This is a genomic window from Teichococcus aerophilus, from assembly GCF_014490485.1.
Classification (GTDB): Bacteria; Pseudomonadota; Alphaproteobacteria; order Acetobacterales; family Acetobacteraceae; genus Pseudoroseomonas; species Pseudoroseomonas aerophila.
Genome location: NZ_JACTVA010000075.1, coordinates 1 through 17,395 on the forward strand (window position 1 = coordinate 1; position 17,395 = coordinate 17,395).

Annotated in this window: 13 protein-coding genes; 3 read left to right on the top strand and 10 right to left on the bottom strand. The window is 68.6% G+C overall.

The window, feature by feature from the left end:
• Positions 1 to 456 precede the first annotated feature (456 nt).
• From IBL26_RS23540 to IBL26_RS23565, 6 genes are all read right to left on the bottom strand, one after another.
• Positions 457 to 1,365, bottom strand: coding sequence for a glycosyltransferase family 9 protein (locus IBL26_RS23540; protein ID WP_187786956.1), 909 nt, complete (start codon positions 1,363 to 1,365; stop codon positions 457 to 459).
• A 5-nt stretch (positions 1,366 to 1,370) separates the two neighbouring features.
• Complete coding sequence (locus IBL26_RS23545; RefSeq protein WP_187786957.1) at positions 1,371 to 2,504, bottom strand: glycosyltransferase family 4 protein; 1,134 nt, start codon at positions 2,502 to 2,504, stop codon at positions 1,371 to 1,373.
• 32 nt (positions 2,505 to 2,536) lie between these two features.
• The gene (locus IBL26_RS23550; RefSeq protein ID WP_187786958.1) at positions 2,537 to 3,355 is read right to left on the bottom strand and encodes a carbohydrate ABC transporter permease; all 819 of its coding nucleotides are present in this window, start codon (positions 3,353 to 3,355) and stop codon (positions 2,537 to 2,539) included.
• On the bottom strand, positions 3,352 to 4,275 hold the full coding sequence (locus IBL26_RS23555) for a carbohydrate ABC transporter permease (RefSeq protein ID WP_241749709.1): 924 nt from the start codon (positions 4,273 to 4,275) through the stop codon (positions 3,352 to 3,354). The genes IBL26_RS23550 and IBL26_RS23555 overlap by 4 nt, the downstream gene beginning before the upstream one ends.
• Entirely contained in the window at positions 4,272 to 5,603 is a 1,332-nt protein-coding gene (locus IBL26_RS23560; RefSeq protein ID WP_187786959.1) for an extracellular solute-binding protein, read from the bottom strand. The genes IBL26_RS23555 and IBL26_RS23560 overlap by 4 nt, the downstream gene beginning before the upstream one ends.
• 124 nt (positions 5,604 to 5,727) lie before the next feature.
• Positions 5,728 to 7,065 (bottom strand): ABC transporter substrate-binding protein, encoded by a 1,338-nt coding sequence (locus IBL26_RS23565; protein WP_241749710.1) that lies wholly within the window; start codon positions 7,063 to 7,065, stop codon positions 5,728 to 5,730.
• 130 nt (positions 7,066 to 7,195) lie between these two features.
• Here IBL26_RS23565 and IBL26_RS23570 point away from each other — a divergent pair, with 130 nt between their 5' ends.
• Both IBL26_RS23570 and IBL26_RS23575 read left to right on the top strand, forming a co-directional pair.
• Positions 7,196 to 8,329 (top strand): fumarylacetoacetate hydrolase family protein, encoded by a 1,134-nt coding sequence (locus tag IBL26_RS23570; protein WP_187786961.1) that lies wholly within the window; start codon positions 7,196 to 7,198, stop codon positions 8,327 to 8,329.
• A gap of 270 nt (positions 8,330 to 8,599) precedes the next feature.
• Complete coding sequence (locus IBL26_RS23575; RefSeq protein WP_187786962.1) at positions 8,600 to 9,364, top strand: alpha/beta fold hydrolase; 765 nt, start codon at positions 8,600 to 8,602, stop codon at positions 9,362 to 9,364.
• Here IBL26_RS23575 and IBL26_RS23580 read toward each other — a convergent pair.
• On the bottom strand, positions 9,308 to 10,177 hold the full coding sequence (locus IBL26_RS23580; protein ID WP_241749711.1) for a Rossmann-fold NAD(P)-binding domain-containing protein: 870 nt from the start codon (positions 10,175 to 10,177) through the stop codon (positions 9,308 to 9,310). The genes IBL26_RS23575 and IBL26_RS23580 overlap by 57 nt on opposite strands.
• Before the next feature lie 104 nt (positions 10,178 to 10,281).
• Here IBL26_RS23580 and IBL26_RS23585 point away from each other — a divergent pair, with 104 nt between their 5' ends.
• Entirely contained in the window at positions 10,282 to 11,166 is an 885-nt protein-coding gene (locus IBL26_RS23585; protein ID WP_187786964.1) for a tetratricopeptide repeat protein, read from the top strand.
• Positions 11,167 to 11,435: 269 nt separating this feature from the next.
• Here the strand turns inward: IBL26_RS23585 and fzlA are convergent, their stop codons facing one another.
• The 3 genes from fzlA to IBL26_RS23600 all read right to left on the bottom strand — a co-directional run.
• Positions 11,436 to 12,104: an FtsZ-binding protein FzlA gene (fzlA, locus tag IBL26_RS23590; protein ID WP_187786965.1), complete on the bottom strand. Its 669-nt coding sequence runs from the start codon at positions 12,102 to 12,104 to the stop codon at positions 11,436 to 11,438.
• Positions 12,105 to 12,266: 162 nt separating this feature from the next.
• Positions 12,267 to 16,820, bottom strand: a complete 4,554-nt coding sequence (gltB, locus tag IBL26_RS23595) for a glutamate synthase large subunit (protein WP_187786966.1) — start codon at positions 16,818 to 16,820, stop codon at positions 12,267 to 12,269.
• Positions 16,821 to 16,885: 65 nt separating this feature from the next.
• On the bottom strand, positions 16,886 to 17,395 hold a 510-nt coding region (locus tag IBL26_RS23600; RefSeq protein ID WP_187786967.1), incomplete at its 5' end, for a DUF2059 domain-containing protein.

Here is a 17,395-nt window from a genome sequence, read left to right on the forward strand (position 1 = left end):
CAGAGGGGTACGGCTTGCGGGCACTCATGCCCCTCAGCCTGATCATTACCCGCCCAAAGGTCCATAACAGCCTCTAGGGCGGATCGACAGTCAGCCTCGGGCAGGAAGGCCGGGGAAAGAATTCCCCGGACCCCTTCTTTTTTCCACAAGTCTTTCGGGTGTGGAGGTGGGGGCGTCGGTCATTCCGGGCCAGACCGGGGTTACGCCGAGGGTTCGTGATCGCCGGAGGCCGATCGTTCAGCCCGGATAACTCGTGTTCCTGCTCATGGCCGCACCGGCCAGTCCTGAAGCCCACGCCAACTGACAGACAAAAGGCGGTGTAAACGTATACGTTTACGCAGGGGAATTCATTCCCCTGACCTTCCCTCGCCGAACGTCGGTCGGTCCTCGCCAGCCACGGGCCCTCCGCGCTGGCCGACCACGGCGTTAACGGCGGCGATGAGCGCGCCGGCACCGTCAGCCCACAGGCTCCCGCAACGCCTCCAGCACAGTCTCGACCCGCAGTTCCGCCAGCGGAATATGCCGCACCCAATTGGCCGCCGGTCCGCGCGGGGCGCTGAGGGCGGGGTCGCTGTCCTCGCCGAACACCGTCAGGGTGCGGCAACCGGCGGCGGCGGCCAGATGGGTCGGCCCGGTATCGTTGCCGATGGCACAATCCGCCCGGCGGGCCAGGGCGCCGATCTGCGCCAGGCTGGTACGGCCGGTCAGATCCACGCCCGAAGGCACCGCTTGCAGGATCTCGGCTGCCAGCGGCGCCTCGGCCGGGCCTCCCAGGATCACCGGCGGCACCTCAAGCCGCGCCGCCAGCGCCGCGAAGCGGGTAGCGGGCCAGCGCTTGGCAGGCCGGCTGGGCGATGCACCGGGAATCAGCAGGCAGAAGCGCGGCGGCAGGGCGAAGCCGTCCAGCGGGTCATCCAGCCAGGCCATGTCGGGCGGCGGGATGTCGCGGATGCCGGCGATGGCCAGCTGCTCCCGCTGCCGTTCCATCGTGTGCAGCGAATCGCGGTCCGGGTTGACGCGGCGGTGGCTCTCCACCCCCGACCATTCGACCCCGCCGGTGAACCAGCGGTAGCGGGAGGACCGGCTGGAGGTCTGCAGGTCATACACCCGGTCGAACCGCCCGCGCCGCAGCCGCAGCGCCAGCTTCGCCACCCCGGGCAGGTCGCCCCAGGAAGGCCGGCCATCCTCCCACACCGTATCGAACCAGAGCGCGCGGCGGAGCAGCGGCGCGAAGGGGCGGGTCGTCAGCAGGGTGATATGCGCCCGCGGATGGTGGGCGCGGATGGCGGCGAAAGGCCCGAAGGCCTGCACCACGTCCCCCAGCGCCGAGAGCTTGATGACCAGGATGCGCCCGGGTGCCGCCATGCCGCTCACAGCACCTCCCGGTACACCGAGAGCGTCGCCTGCTGCATAGCGCGAGTGGTGTAGTGCTCCAGCACCATGGCGCGGCCCTGCGCGCCGATGCGCGTCCGTTCCTCCGCCGTCAGTGCCAGCACGCGGGCGATGGCGGCGGCCAGTGCGGCGGGGTCCCCGGGCGGCACGCGCCAGCCGGTTTCGCCCTCCAGCACCGTCTCGCGCGGCGCGCCGAGGTCGGAGGCGATGACCGGCCGCTGCATCGCCTGCGCTTCGACGATGGTGCGGCCGAACGCCTCGGCGTCGGTGGAACAGTGCAGGACGATGTCGGCCAGCAGCAGGGCGGCGGGCAGGTCGTCGCAATGGCCGGGCATGGCGACATCCTCGCCCAGACCCAGGGCGGTGATCTGCGTCCGCAATTCCTGTGCGTAGGTGCCACGGCCTTCATCGCCGACCAGCAGCACGAAGGGACGCGGCCGCGGCAGGGTCGCCAGCGCCTGTAGCAGCACCCCCTGCCCCTTCCAGCGCGTCACCCGCCCCGGCAGCAGCAGCACCGGCCGGCCGGAGGGCACGCCCCAGGCGGCGCGCAGCGCTTCCACCCGCGCCGCCGGCACCAGGGCGGGGTCGAACCGCGCCATATCCACCCCGCGTGGAATGACGCGGATGCGCGTGGCGTCCGTGCCATGCCGCGCGCGGATGACATTGGCAATGTGCTGGCTGATGGCGATCACCCGCTCCCCGCGCGCCATCACCGAATTATAGAGCCGCTTCCCGGGAAAGCCTTCGTTGTAGGTGCCGTGATAGGTGGTGATGAAATGCGCGCCGGTGCGCCGGGCCGCCATCAGCGCCGACCAGGCGGGGAAGCGGCTGCGGGCATGCAGGATGCGCACGCCCTCCGCCTTCACGATCTCCGCCAGTGCATTGGCGCCCGTGAGCAGGGCAGCGGGGGATTTCCGGTCCAGCCCCAGGGTGAAGTGGCGGCCGCCGACGGCTTCCAGCTCCGCCACCATCGGCCCACCGGCCGAGGCCACCAGCGGGCGGTAGCCGGCCTCGGCAATCGCGGCGGCGATCTCGACGGTGCCACGCTCCACCCCACCGGCACGAAGGGCCGGCAACACCTGGAGGATGGCGGGGCGATGATCAGCGGGCATGGGCGGGGGCATAGCCTCCCCCGCCGCTTCTGTCAGCCGCCCTTCACGCCGCCGGCCGTCAGCCCGGCGATGATCTGCTTCTGCGCCGCCAGCGTCAGCAGCAATACCGGCAGCGTCACCATCAGCGCCGCCGCCGCCAGCGGACCCCAGGAGATCTGCTCGAAGGTCAGCATGTTGTTGACGGCGACGGGCAGCGTCCGCGTCTCCCGCCCCGCCAGCACCATGGCGAAGATGAAATTGTTCCAGGAGAAGATGAAGGACAGGATCGTCGCCACCGTGATGCCCGGCATGGCCAGCGGGAAGGCGACATGGCGGAAGGCCTGCCAGATGGTGGCGCCGTCCACCAGCGCTGCTTCCTCCAACTCGCCCGGCAGCCCCTCGAAGAAGCCGATCATCACCCAGACGACGATGGGCACGGTGATGACCAGGTGGGTGATGACAATCGGCGTCAGCGTCCCCGTCAGGCCCAGCCACTGGAACAGCAGGAACAGCGGGATCAGGTAGGACAGGCCGGGCGTGATGCGGGCGATGAGGATGAGCATCGCCGCCTTGTTTGCCTGCATCTTGGCGATGCCGTAGCCCGCCGGCACGCCGATCAGGATAGCCAGCCCTGTCGCGGTGAAGGAGACGACGATGGAATTCCAGGTGTAGAGCAGGAAGTTGTTGTTCTCGAACACGCTGATGAAGTTGTCCCAGACCGGCGGGTTCGGAATGAAGATCGGCGGGAAGGCGGTGTTGTCCAGCTCGTTCTTCAGCGAGAGCGACAGCATCCACAGGAAGACCAGGATAGCGGGCGAGACCAGGAACAGCACCGCCACGCCGAAGCCCAGCTTTTCAAGGAAGCGCTTCATGCCTTCACCCTCTTGCGCGTCCACAGCAACAGGGAGGCGAGGCCGACGATCATGGTGAAGAACACCACCACCACGGCGCTGGCATAGCCCATGTTGTAGTAGGCGAAACCCTGCAGATACAGGAAGATGTTGATGGTTTCCGAGCTGGTGCCCGGCCCGCCCTGGGTGATGACGTAAATCGTATCGAACGCCTTCAGCGCATCGATGGTGCGGATGATGAGCGCGACGACCAGGAACGGCGCCAGCAGCGGCAGGGTGATGTGCCAGAAGGACTGCAACGGGCTGGCGCCATCGATCTTGGCGGCCTCATAGGGGTCCTGCGGCAGGGAGGCGAGGCCACCCAGCGTGATCAGCATGACCAGCGGCGTCCAGTGCCAGATCTCCACCATCACCAGGGTGGGAATGACGGTCTTGGCGTCGTACACCCACATGCTGGGCGGGATGCCGAACTGGCTGAGCAGCCAGTTCAACACGCCGAGCTGCGGGTGGAACATCATCGTCCAGACCAGCGCGACGGCAACAGGCGTCGCCATCATCGGCAGGATGAAGATGGTGCGGGCCAGGCCGCGCAGCGGGAAGTTGCGGTTGAACACCAGCGCTGCGGCAACGCCCAGCACCATCGGCCCGATCACGGCCAGCGCTGTGAAGTACAGCGTGCGCACCATCGACCACAGGAAGCGCTCATCGGTGAACAGCTTCCTGTAATTGTCCAGGCCGACGAAATGGTGCCCGCCGCCGATCTTCCATTCATGCGTGGACATGAACAGGGTGAACAGCCACGGGAACAGAATGACGCTGATGACCACCACGCCGGCCGGCACGACGAACATCCAGTAGCGGCGCGCATAGTTGCGGCGGCGTGGCGTGGCCACGGCCGGCGCCAAAGGCGCGCTGTGGGTTGCGGCGTTGCCCGACATCATGCCCCCTTTTCAGACGCTTCCAGCACGGGCCGGAAGGCATCGGTGGCCTTTTTCAGCTCCGCCGTCGCATCTGCGCCGCCCAGCACGTTGACCAGAGCGGAACCGATCGTGTCGCGGAACTCCGTGACGGGCCCGATCTCGGGCAGGCCGGGGCGGGCGATGCGGATGCTCTCCGCCAGGGTGGTGAAGTACTCGCGCGGGAAGGTGCTGCCCTTCAGCCCTTCCTCGTTGGCATAGGCGGACAGGCGCGTCGGCGCGCCGGCGCCCGTGGCCAGCATCCGCAACTGGTTCTGCTTGTTCAGCACCCACTGGATGTAGAACCAGGCCGGGCCCCGCCGCTGGGAAGCTTCGGAAATACCAAGGCCGGTGCAGAAGAAGGCGGAATGCCGGTGCGCCGGCCCGGCCGGCACCACCGCATAGCCCAGCTTGCCGGCAACGCGGGAACGCTTCGGGTCCTCCAGCGGCGCGGCATAGCCGACGCCGTCGATCCAGAAGGCGGCGCGGCCTTGCATGAAGGTCGTCTGGCATTCGTTCCAGTTGAAGGAATTGGCGCCGGGCGGGGCGCATTCGCGCATCAGTCGCGCATATTGCTGCGTGGCCCACACGGCGTCCGGCGTGTCCGTGATCAGCTTGCGGTTGGCGTCGATCATGTCCCGCTGCTGCGTGCCAAGCAGGAAGGACGACCACAGCGTCATGTTGGCGTTGCGCAGCCCGCGGCCGACGAAGCCGTATTGCTGCTTGGACGGATCGGTCAGCGCCTTCGCCGCCGTGTACAGCTCGTCGAAGGTCTGCGGCACCGCGACGTTCTTCGCCGCCACCAGGTCCTTGTTCACGTAGAGGATGAAGTGGTCCACATCCAGCGGCAGGGTGTCCAGCCGTCCATCCGCCTGGGTGGCGTAGGTCACCGCCGCCGGGCCGAAATCGGCCATGTCCAGGTCCGGCGCCGTCATGGACGCATCGGCGATCAGCGGCCGCAGGTCGGTGCACCACTTCGCCCGGCCCACCTGCAGCTTGTTCACATGCAGGCTGATGTTGATGACATCGAAGGAAGGCCGGCCGGAGGCGAACTCGATGGCGAATTTCTGCCGGTGCTGCTGCTCCGGAATCTGCTCGGCACCGACACGGATGCCGGTCAGCTCCTCGAACTCCTTGTGGTACTGGAACAGCAGGGTGGAGCGCGGGTTGGCCACCAGGCTGACCTCGACACGCTCGCCCTTGAAGCGCTTCCAGTCGAAGGCCGATTGCGCGTTGGCCCGTTCCACCAGCGCGGGAACGGCCAAAAGGCCGGCGGCACCACGAAGCGCGGTGCGGCGCGTGATCTCGGACATCTCTCTCTTCTCCCACGGGGGCTCATATCGCCCACGGGCCTTTGCGGCCTTCGCGCCATTGCGCCACGTTGCCAGGGCGGAGGCAAGGGGCTTGTCGGACGTCCCGACAAGCCCCCCGTTCAGGTCAGGTCGCGCGCTCGGACGCTTCCAGCACCGGGCGGAACGCATCCGTCGCCCGCTTCAGCTCGGACGCCACATCGGCGCCGCCGACCATGTTGGTCAGCGCAGTGCCGATCGTGTCGCGGAACTCAGTGACGGGGACGATTTCTGGCAGGCCGGGACGGCAGATCTTCAGCGCATCCGACAGGCAGTTCACGTAGTCCATCGAGAATACCGCACCGCGCAGCGCCTCTTCCTGCTTGAAGGGGCTCATCCGCGCCGGCGCCCCGGCGCCGCCGGTCAGGTAGCGCAGCTGGTTCTGCTTGCCCGTCGCCCATTGCAGGTACAGCCAGGCGGCCTTCTTGCGCGCCGGGCTGCTGGCCTCGCTGATGCCGAAGCCGGTGCCGAACAACGCGCCATGGTGGTGTGCGGGACCGGCAGGCGCGACGGCGTAGCCGGTCTTGCCCGCCACGCGGGACCGCTTCGGGTCCTCCAGCGGCGCGGCGAAGCCGGGGCCGTCGATCCAGAAGGCCGCGCGGCCCTGCATGAAGCTGGTCTGGCACTCATTCCAGTTGAAGCCGATCGAGCCCGGTGGCGCGCATTCGCGCATCAGCTTCTGGTACATCTGCCCGGCCCAGACGGCATCCGGCGTGTCCGTGATCAGCTTCATGCTGCCATCCACCGTATCCCGCTGCTGGGTGCCCAGCAGGAAGGAGGTCCACAGCACCACGTTGGCATTGCGCAGCCCGCGCCCGACGAAGCCGTAGATCTGCTTGGATGGGTCGGTCAGCGCCTTGGCCGCGGTGTACAGCTCGTCGAAGGTCTTGGGCACGGCGATGTTCTTCGCCGCCAGCAATTCCTTGTTGTAGTACATGATCCACGGGTCGGCGAATTCCGGCAGCGTATCCATGCGGCCGTCCGACTGGGTGGAATAGGCCACCGCCCCCTCGCTGAAATCGGCGAAGTCGAAATCCGGGTTGGTAATGCTGGCATCGGCCATCATCGGGCGGATATCGGCGCACCACTTCGCCCGGCCGACCTGGCGCTTGTTCACATGCAGGCTGATGCCGACGATGTCGAAGGACGGCTTGCCGGTCGCGAACTCGATGGCGAATTTCTGCCGGTGCTGCTGCTCCGGAATCTGCTCGGACCCCACGCGGATGCCGGTGAGTTCCTCGAACTCCTTCTGGTTCTGCGTCAGGATGACCGAACGGGGGTTGGAGGTCAGGCTTACTTCCAGCCGTTCGCCCTTCGCCTGCTTCCAGTCGAACGCGGATTGGGCATTGGCTTTTTCGACAAGGGCCGGCATCGCCAGCAACCCGGCAGCACCCTGCAACGCGCCGCGGCGCGTGATCTTGAACATATGTACTCTCCTCCCTGGCCCGGCTTCGCAGGCCTTACGGACCGCCATGCTTTCACCGCCCGGCCCCGGATGGCAAGCGGGATCGGATCGCGCTACGACCTGTGCCAAATCTTTTTCGGGGAGGGTACCAATGCCGCTTGATACCGCACTGCCGCAGGACTGGCGCGACGGCCATTTCGCGCTGCGCATCCAGGGGGCCAATGGCCCGCAGGTGATCGCCCTGGCCAAGGGCCGGGCCTACGACATGACGCCGGCCTTCGGCACCGCCAGCGCCTGGCTGAACGAATCCGACCCCATCGCCGCCATCGCCACGCGCGGCGAGGCGCTGGAACTGGACGTGCCGGCGCTGCTGGCCGATGGCCGCCTGCTCTCGCCCTTCGACCTGCAGGCGCTGAAGGCCTGCGGCGTCACCTATGTCCGCTCGATGCTGGAGCGGGTGATCGAGGAACGCTGCCGTGGCGACGCCACCCAGGCCGAGGCGGTGCGCGCCGAGGTGCGCGGCATCATCGGCGACGACCTCGCCAACCTCCGCCCCGGCAGCCCGGAAGCCGCCACGCTGAAGCAGACGCTGGTCGAGCGCGGCTGGTGGAGCCAGTACCTGGAGGTCGGCATCGGCCCGGATGCCGAAGTCTTCACCAAGGGCCAGCCGCTCTCCTCCGTCGGCTCGGGCGCCAAGATCGGCGTGCATCCCGGCAGCGCCTGGAACAACCCGGAGCCCGAGGTGGTGCTGGCAGTCGATAGCCAGGGCCGCATCCTCGGCGCCACGCTGGGCAACGACGTCAACCTGCGCGATGTCGAGGGCCGCTCCGCCCTGCTGCTGGGCAAGGCGAAGGACAACAACGCCGCCTGCGCCCTCGGCCCCGCCATCCGCCTGTTCGACGAAGGCTTCACGCTGGAGGACATCCGCCAGGCCGAGACGGTGCTGAGCATCGAGGGCACGGACGGCTTCAAGCTGCACGAATCCGGCAAGGTCGGCGCCATCAGCCGCGACCCGACGGACCTGGTGGCGCAGATGATCGGCCCGCACCACCAGTACCCGGATGGCGCGGCGCTGTTCCTCGGCACCCCCTTCTCCCCCAGCAAGGACCGCGATGCCGCCGGCATGGGCTTCACCCACAAGCCGGGGGATGTCGTCCACATCGCCAGCACCCGCCTTGGCGCCCTGTGCAACACGGTGGACCGGACCGACCTCTGCCCGCCCTGGCGCTTCGGCATCGGCGCGCTGATGGCGAACCTGCGCCAGCGCGGCCTGCCGCGCGCGTGACTGTTGAGAGGGGCGCTGCCCCTCTCAAACTCTCCCCGCCAAAGGCCTGAGGCCTTTGGAAACCCGTTTGCAGGGTCCCCCAACGGGACAGATTTAGTCGTAAGTTATTAATTATTAATGATTTTATCCAGGATGCCCTGATCTATCCGAGGCATCTATAATAGACCGTGGGTGCAGGGGATCGCATCCCCTGCCGGGGGAGCCCGAGAGGGCAGAGCCCCCGTCGATCCCAGCAGAACACCCCCACAAACCTCAAGGAACCCGACCTGCATGACTGTGGAGCACACCGGCCGCCTGGATCGCGGTGATGGCATCGAGCTCGCCTGGGCCGCCTTGCCCGGCGATGGCCCCACCGTGGTCTTCCTCGGCGGCTTCCGCTCCGACATGGAAGGCACCAAGGCCCTGGCGCTGCGCGAATTCTGCGCCCGCCAAGGCCGTGCCTTCCTGCGCCTGGACTATTCCGGCCACGGCGTCAGCGGCGGCCGGTTCGAGGATGGCTGCATCGGCGAATGGGCGGACGACGCCGCCAAGGTCATCGATACCCAGGCGCCCGGCCCCGTGGTGCTGGTCGGCTCCTCCATGGGCGGCTGGATCGCGCTGCTGCTGGCCCGCCGCTGGTCCGCCCGGGTGCGCGGGCTGCTCGGCATCGCCGCCGCGCCGGACTTCACCAGCAGGCTGATGGAACCCGGCTTCACCGAGGCCCAGCGCGCCGAGCTGGCCCGGCACGGCCTGGTGCTGGAGCCCAACCCCTATGGCGAGCCGGTGCCGATCACCGCCAAGCTGCTGCGGGATGGCCGCACCCAGTCGGTGCTGGACCGCCCCTTGCCCTTCGCCGGCCCCGTCCGCCTGCTGCAGGGCATGCGGGATGCCGAGGTGCCGTGGCAGACCGCGACCGACCTCGCCGCCCATCTCGACGCCCACGATGTCCGCATCCTGCTCGTCAAGGATGGCGACCACCGGCTGTCCCGCCCCGAGGACCTAGCCCTGTTGGACGAGACCCTCGCCGGCCTGCTCGGCCTGGTGAAGGGCGGCTAGGCCCTCCCGGTAGGTGGGGTAGCGCCAACGCAGCCCCAGCGCCGCCTGTGTCCGGGCAGAGGCCACCTTGCGGTCCTCCGCCCAGAAGCTGCGGCCCATGGCCGACATGGTGGCCAGCGCCGTCTCGAACGGTACGCCCGGCGGCGGCGGCACGCCGACCAGCCGCGCCGCCTCCACCGCCACTGCCGCGCCCTCGGCCGGCTCGTCATCCGCCAGGTGCAGCACGCGGTCGCCATCGGGCCGCAAAGCGGCGGCCACCACGGCGCGGCCGATATCCTCGACATGGATGCGGCTGAAGGTATGGCCGGGCTTGATCACCCGCCGCGCCGTGCCCTGACGCGCTTCCTCCAGCATGTTGCGTCCGGGGCCGTAGATGCCGGCGGTGCGGAACAGGTCCAGCGCCACGCCCATCGGCGCCAGCAGCGCCTGCCAGGCCTGCTCGGCCTCCAGCCGCCGGACGGAACGCTCCTGCGCCGGCGCGGGCGCGGCGGTCTCGTCCACCCAGCCGCCCTGCCGGTCGCCATAGACGCCGGTGGTGGACATGTAGCCAACCCAGCGCAACCCCGCCGCCTGGGTCACGTCATCCCGGTAGCGCGCCAGCACCGGGTCGCCTTCCGCCCCCGGGCCTGCGGTGATGACCAGATGCGTCGCCGCGCGGATCGCCGCCCCGGCCTCATCGAACGGCAGCAGCGTAGCGCCCTCCGGCACCCGCGCCTTGGCAGGGTTCCGGGCGGTGCCGGAGACGGCGAAGCCCGCGCGCAGGGCCTCCGCGGCGATGGCGCGGCCGGCATAGCCGAAGCCGAGAATGAGCATGGAAGCGGTCATACCCACGCATGTGGCGCGAAAGCCGGCCCACGGCTAGACTGCGCCACATGCGAGCCCCCCCGCGAGCCCCCGCCGCACACCGGTGGCGCACCATGCTACTTGGAACCGCCGCCGCCGCCCTGCTGGGCGTGGCGATGGTGGGTGGCGCGATGCTGCTGCCCTCTACCGGCCTGACGGAAGCAGCAGAAGCCCCGACCCCGCCGCCCGAAGCCCTCTCCCCCAACGCGACGCCGCCGGCCATGCCCGGTGAAGGCGAGGCCCTGCCCCTGCCGCCGGAACCGCCCCGGCTGGCCGATGGCCCCGAATACGAAGCCTGCCTCACCCTGCTGCGCACCGAGCCGGAAGACGCCATCGCGATGGCCGAGGCACTGGAGCAGCGCGGCATCGCCGTGGAAGGCGCCCGCCACTGCCTGGCCCTTGCCCTGCTCGCCGCCGGGGAGCCGGACCGCGCCGCCGAGCGGCTGGAACGCCTCGCCTCCTCCTCCCACGCCAGCGCCCTGGCCCGCGCCGCCGTCTACGCCCAGGCCTCCCAGGCCTGGATGATGGCCAACCAGCCCGGCCGCGCCTACGCCGCCAGCACCCTGGCCCTCACCCTCTCGCCCGAGGACCCGGCCCTGCTGGTGGACCGCGCCCTGGCCGCCGCCAGCCTGGCCCGGTACGATGAAGCCCTGCTGGACCTGGACCATGCGCTGAAGCTGGAACCAGGCCGCCCGGATACCCTGACCTTCCGCGCCGCCGCCCTGCGCCACCTGGACCGCCAGGCGGAAGCGATGCTGGCGGTCGAGGAAGCCCTGAAACTGGCCCCCGGCCAGGCCGAGGCGCTGCTGGAACGCGGCATCCTGAAGCAGCTGCGCGGCGACACCGCCGGCGCCCGCGCCGACTGGCAAGGCACCATCGCCAACGCACCCGACAGCGCGGCCGCCGACCTGGCCCGCCAGAACCTGGCGTTGAACGAGGCGGGGCCGCGGCGGCGGTAGGAGCGAGGTGAAGGGAAGGCCGGGGAAGGAATTCCCCGGACCCCTTCTTTTCTTTTTCGAGTTTTATTGGCGTGGCTGTTGAGGGGCTTGTCTGGTTCGCGCCGGAGGTCCCAGACCTCCTGGCGACTGACGGTTCAGCCTGCGCCGTTCGATATAAATATCATCGTGAAGCGCCCGCCTCACCGGCAGCGCTTCGCCAAACCCGCAGAAAGAAAGAAGGGGTCTGGGGAATTCCTTCCCCAGCCTTCCTTGCACCTCGCCGGGCGACCTCAGAAATCCAGGTCGGCGTAATAGGGCGGCGGGTTCACGCCGCTCACCCGGTCGGCCAGCAATGCGCGGAAGCCAGGGCGGGACTTCACCCGGGCGTACCAGTCCTTGGCAGCGTCGTTCAAGGACCAGTCCACATCGCCGATATAGTCCAGCGTAGAAAGGTGCGCCGCCGCTGTCAGGTCGGCCAGGGAGAGGGCGTTGCCGGCCAGCCAGAGGCGCGTCTCCGCCAGCCATCCCAGGTAATCCAGATGCGGCTTCAGGTTGGCGTAGCCGGCCCGCAGCGCCCCGGCATCCGGGTTGCCTCGGCCGATCAGCCGCTTCATCTGCTTCTCGTAGTACAGATTGGCGGTGACCTCGCGGGCGAACTTGCCGTCGAACCAGGCGACCAGGCGGCGCACTTCGGCGCGCTCTCCCAGGGTACGGCCCAGCAAGGGCGTCTCGGGGTAGGCTTCGTCCAGGTACTCGCAGATGGCGTAGCTGTCGGCCAGCACTAGCCCGCTTTCCTCGGCCAGGACGGGCACGGTGCCGGCGGGGTTCATTTCCAGGAATTCGTCGCGGCGTTCCCACACCCGCTCAAGCCTCAGCTCGAAGGGGATGCGCTTCTCGTTCAGCGCCAATCGGACCTTACGGGCGTAGGGGGAGAGAGGCAGATGGTAGAGAATGCGCATGCAAAGGTGCCGGAATGTGTCAGGAGTGCGGCGCTTATCGCATGTGCGGCATGACGCCGCCAGATCGCCCTCACGCGATCGTGAGGGTTTATGGTGGTCGTTACGCGGTCTTCATAGCCGGGAAAGACGGCCGCGCCACAGGCACCGGCGCGGCCTGTTCGGTCATTCCGCGGCCAGCGCGATCTCCTCCATCGGCTGCGGCAGGTACTTGGCATATTCCTTCGGCACCACGTGCCAGAAGCTGCCGCGCTCGCTGGACCAGTCGTTCAGCAGCCGGGCGGCGAGGCGCGAGCCCGTCTCGGCTGCGTGCCGCGCCACCAGCTCCTGCAGCACGCCCTCCCAGTGGGCGGAGGACAGGCGCTTCCACAGCAGCGTCTCCGGGTTCACCCGCTGCTCGAAGGTTCCGTCGGCATCGTAGACGAAGGCCTGGCCGCCGGTGAAGCCGGCGCCGAAATTGTCGCCCACGCTGCCGAGGATGACGGCATTTCCACCTGTCATATACTCGCAGCCGTTCGAGCCGCAGCCCTCCACAACCACCGTGGCGCCGGAGTTACGCACGGCGAAGCGCTCGCCCGCCTGGCCAGCGGCGAACATCTCGCCCGCCGTGGCGCCGTAGAGGCAGGTGTTGCCGACGATGGCGTTGTCGCTCCATACCAGGCCGGAGGACGGCGCCGGGCGGATGACGATGGTGCCGCCAGAGAGGCCCTTGCCGACATAGTCGTTGGCGTCGCCCAGCACTTCCAGCTTCAGCCCGCGCACCGCGAAGGCGCCCAGCGACTGCCCGGCGGAACCGCGCAGCCGCACCGTCAGGTGCCCCGGCTGCAACCCGGTCATCCCGAACTTGCGGGTGATCTTGCTGCTGATCTTGGTGCCGATGGCGCGGTGGGTGTTCCGCACGTTGTAGGCCAGCTGCATCTTCTCGCCATGCTCGAACAGCGCCGCGGCATCGCGGATCATGTCGGCATCCAGCGTCTCCGGCACCTCGTTGCGGCCTTCCAGCGTGCAATGGCGCGGGAACGGCCCGGCATCCGCCTGCACCAGCAGCGGGTTGAGGTCGAGGTCGTCCAGATCCTCCGACCCACGCGACACCTGCTTCAGCAGGTCGGTGCGGCCGATCACCTCCTCCAGGTGGCGGAAGCCCAGGCTGGCCAGGATCTCGCGCACTTCCTCAGCGACGAAGGAGAACAGGTTGATCACCTTCTCCGCCGTGCCGGTGAACTTGGCGCGCATCGCCTCGTCCTGGCTGCACACGCCGACGGGGCAGGTGTTGCTGTGGCACTGCCGCACCATGATGCACCCCATCGCCACCAGCGAGGCGGTGCCGATGCCGAATTCCTCGGCGCCCAGCATAGCCGCCATCACCACGTCGCGCCCGGTCTTGATACCGCCATCGGTGCGCAGCTTGATGCGGTGGCGCAGCCGGTTCAGCAGCAGCACCTGGTGGGTCTCGGACAGACCCATCTCCCACGGCAGGCCGGCATACTTGATGGAGGAGACCGGCGAGGCCCCCGTGCCACCGCTATGGCCGGAAACCAGGATGGCATCCGCCTTCGCCTTGGCCACGCCGGCCGCGATGGTGCCGATGCCGCTGCGCGACACCAGCTTCACGCACACCGTCGCATCCGGGTTAATCTGCTTCAGGTCGTAGATGAGCTGCGCCAGGTCCTCGATCGAGTAGATGTCGTGGTGCGGCGGCGGGGAGATCAGCATCACCCCCGGCGTCGAGTGCCGCAGCTTGGCGATCAGCCCGGTCACCTTGAAGCCGGGCAGCTGCCCGCCCTCACCCGGCTTGGCGCCCTGCGCCACCTTGATCTCGATTTCCTTGCAGTTGTTCAGGTACTCGGCGGTGACGCCGAACCGTCCGGAGGAAATCTGCTTGATCGCGGAATTGGCGTTGTCGCCATTGGCACGCGGCTTCGCGCGCTCCGGGTCCTCGCCGCCCTCGCCGCTGTCGCTGCGGGCGCCGATGCGGTTCATGGCGATCGACAGCGTCTCATGCGCTTCCGGCGACAGCGCGCCGAGCGAGATGCCCGGCGAGATCAGCCGCTTGCGAATCTCGGTGATGCTCTCGACCTCATCGACCGGGATCGGCTTGCGCGCCTCGGTGCGGAAATCCAGCAGGTCGCGCAGCGCCACCGGCGGCAGCTTCCGCACGGCATCAGAGTAACGCTTGAAGGTCTGGTAGCTGTCGCTTTCCACCGCGTGCTGCAGCGTGTGGATCAGGTTGGCCTCGAAGGCATGCGCCTCGCCGCGGCGGCGCAGCTTGTACAGCCCGCCCACCGGCAGCGCCGTGGCCTCCGCGCCCCAACCCCTCTGGTGCATCGCCAGCACCCGCCGGGCGATGCCGGACAGACCGATGCCCGAGATGCGCGACTGCGTGCCCGGGAAGAACTCCGCCACCAGCGCGCGCGACAGCCCGATAACCTCGAAGTTCATCCCGCCGCGATAGGAGGACAGGACCGAGATGCCCATCTTGGACATCGTCTTCAGCAGGCCCTTGTCGATGGCCTTGCGGTAGCGCGCGACGCAATCCTTCAGCGACATCTGGCCGAACAGCCCGCGCCGGTGCCGGTCCGCGATGCTCTCCTGCGCCAGATACGCGTTCACCGTGGTGGCGCCGGCGCCGATCAGCACGGCGAAATAGTGCACGTCCAGGCACTCGGCCACCCGCACGTTCAGGCTGGTGAAGGTGCGCAGCGAATGCTTCACCAGGTGGGTGTGCACGCCGCCCACGGCCAGGATCATCGGGATCACGGCACGCCCGGCGCTGGTCGCCTCGTCGGTCAGGATGACGTGGGCGCAGCCGGAGCGCACGCCCTCCTCCGCCTCACGCCGGATGCGCTCCAGCCCGCGGCGCAGGCCGGCCTCGCCTTCCTCCACTGGGAAGGTGCAGTCCACGGTGCAGACCGTGGCGCCCATGTAGTCCCGCATCGCCGCGAACTCGGCATTGGACAGCACGGGGCTTTCCAGCTGCAGCATGTCGCACTGGGTCGGGTCCTCGTCGAGGATGTTGCCCAGGTTGCCGAGGCGGGTCTTGATCGTCATCACCCGCGTCTCGCGCAGGCTGTCGATCGGCGGGTTGGTCACCTGCGCGAACATCTGCCGGAAGAAGTGGTGCAGCCCGCGATAATGCTCGGACAGCACCGCGATCGGCGTGTCGTCGCCCATCGAGCCGATGGCTTCCTGCGCTTCCTCCACCATCGGGTGCAGGATCGTCTCCAGGTCTTCCAGCGTGAAGCCCATGGCCAGCTGGCGGCGGCGCAGTTCCTCGCCCTGCACCTGGGCCGCCTCGTCCACCTCGTTGCGGACGATGCCGTCGATCTTGGTGGTGCGGCGCACCCAGTCGCCGAACGGCTTGCGGGCCGCCAGCATGTCCTTGACCTCGTCTGCCGTGTAGAAGGCCTGGCTCTCCAGGTCCACGGCAATGGTCTGGCCGGGGCCGATGCGGCCCTTGGCGAGGATCTCGTCCTCGCGCAGCTTCACCATGCCGGTCTCGGAGCCGACGATCAGCAGCTTGTTGGCGGTGATGGTGTAGCGCATCGGCCGCAGGCCGTTGCGGTCCAGCCCGGCCACGGCCCAGCGCCCGTCCGTGGCGGCGATGGCGGCGGGGCCGTCCCATGGCTCCATCACCGCGTTGCAGTACATAAACAGGTCCTGGTGCGCCTGCGGCATGATGGCGTTGCTGCCGATGCTCTCCGGAATCAGCATCGACTTCGCCATCGGCGCATCGCGCCCGGCGCGCACCAGCAGCTCGAACACATTGTCCAGCGTCGCGGTATCGGAACCGCCCGCCTGCACCACCGGCTTGATGTCATCCATGAACGCGTCCAGGCGCTCATGCGCCAGCCGCGTCTCGTGGCTCTTCATCCAGTTGATGTTGCCGTGGACGGTGTTGATCTCGCCGTTATGCGCCAGCATGCGGAAGGGCTGCGCCAGCCGCCAGGTCGGGAAGGTGTTGGTCGAGTAGCGCTGGTGGTAGATGGCGAAGCGGCTGACGAACTTCTCGTCCTTCAGGTCCGGGTAGAAGTCGGTCAGGTTCTCCGCCAGGAACATGCCCTTGTAGATGACCGAGCGGCAGGACAGGCTGCACAGGTACAGCTCCGCCACCTGGGAGGCGATGGCCTGCTTCTCGATCCGCCGGCGGATGACATACATGTCCCGCTCGCACGTGTCGGCATCCCGCTGCTCCGGGTCCCAGATCAGGATCTGCTCGATCTCGGGCCGCGTCGCGTTCGCCTTCTCGCCGATGCAGGCGATGTCGATCGGCACCTGGCGCCAGCCATAGATGTTGTAGCCGGCGTTCAGGATCTCGGTCTCGACGATCTGCCGGCAGCGCTCCTGCGCGGAGAGGTCGGTCTTCGGCATGAACACCATGCCGACGGCGATGCGCCCCGGGCGCAGCCGGTCGCCGCCCCGCTCCACCACTTCCGCGAAGAAGTTCTGCGGGATCTCGATATGGATGCCGGCGCCGTCACCGGTCTTGCCATCGGCATCGACGGCGCCGCGGTGCCAGACGGCCTTCAGCGCGTCGATGCCCGCCTGCACCACGTCGCGGCGCGGCGTGCCATCCAGCGTCGCCACCATGCCGACGCCGCAGGCATCGTGCTCGGTGACATCCACATGCGCCTCGCCTGCCAGCAGGGCGGCATTGCGGGCATAGGTCTCGGCGAAGTCGGCACCGGATTCATGCAAGCCGGATACGGGCAGGTCGGTCATGGCGCAGTCCCTTTAATCAGGGGTCGGTCGAAAACGGGCGCAGCTTGGGGCGCGCCCGGCAGGCTTCAGATCTTCAGGCCGCGCGAGCGCAGCGTGTCGCGGTGCTTGTTCAGCGCACTCAGCCCCACTTCCTGGCCCCAGCGCATGCCGAACAGCGCGCTCTGGGTGGCCACGGTGGGCGTCACCTCGGTCAGCCGCCGCCCGAGCGGGGTCTGGTAGAAGGCGGCCAGTTCCCGCAGCTCGGGCGCCGTCATCTGGCTGGCCCACAGCTCGGCGGTGAAGGCCATCAGCTCGGGGATCCGCGCGCGGAACTCCGGCATCAGCACGTCCTCGACGATCTGCTGCACCTCGGCGACGGGCTTGCCGCTGCTCTGCGCCAGCGCCGCCGTGATCTGCTGCGAGGTCTGGGTCATCGTCGTCTCGGCCAGCGCGGCGGCCCCGGTGGCGCGCAGCAGGTCCTGCGCCGCCGCCAGGGTTTCCGGCGTGGAGGTCCCGGCACGCGGCGCGGCAGGGGCAGCCGGAGGGTTAGCGGCGGCGGGCGGGTTCGCCGCGGCCGGCGGTGCCGGGGGGGCCGG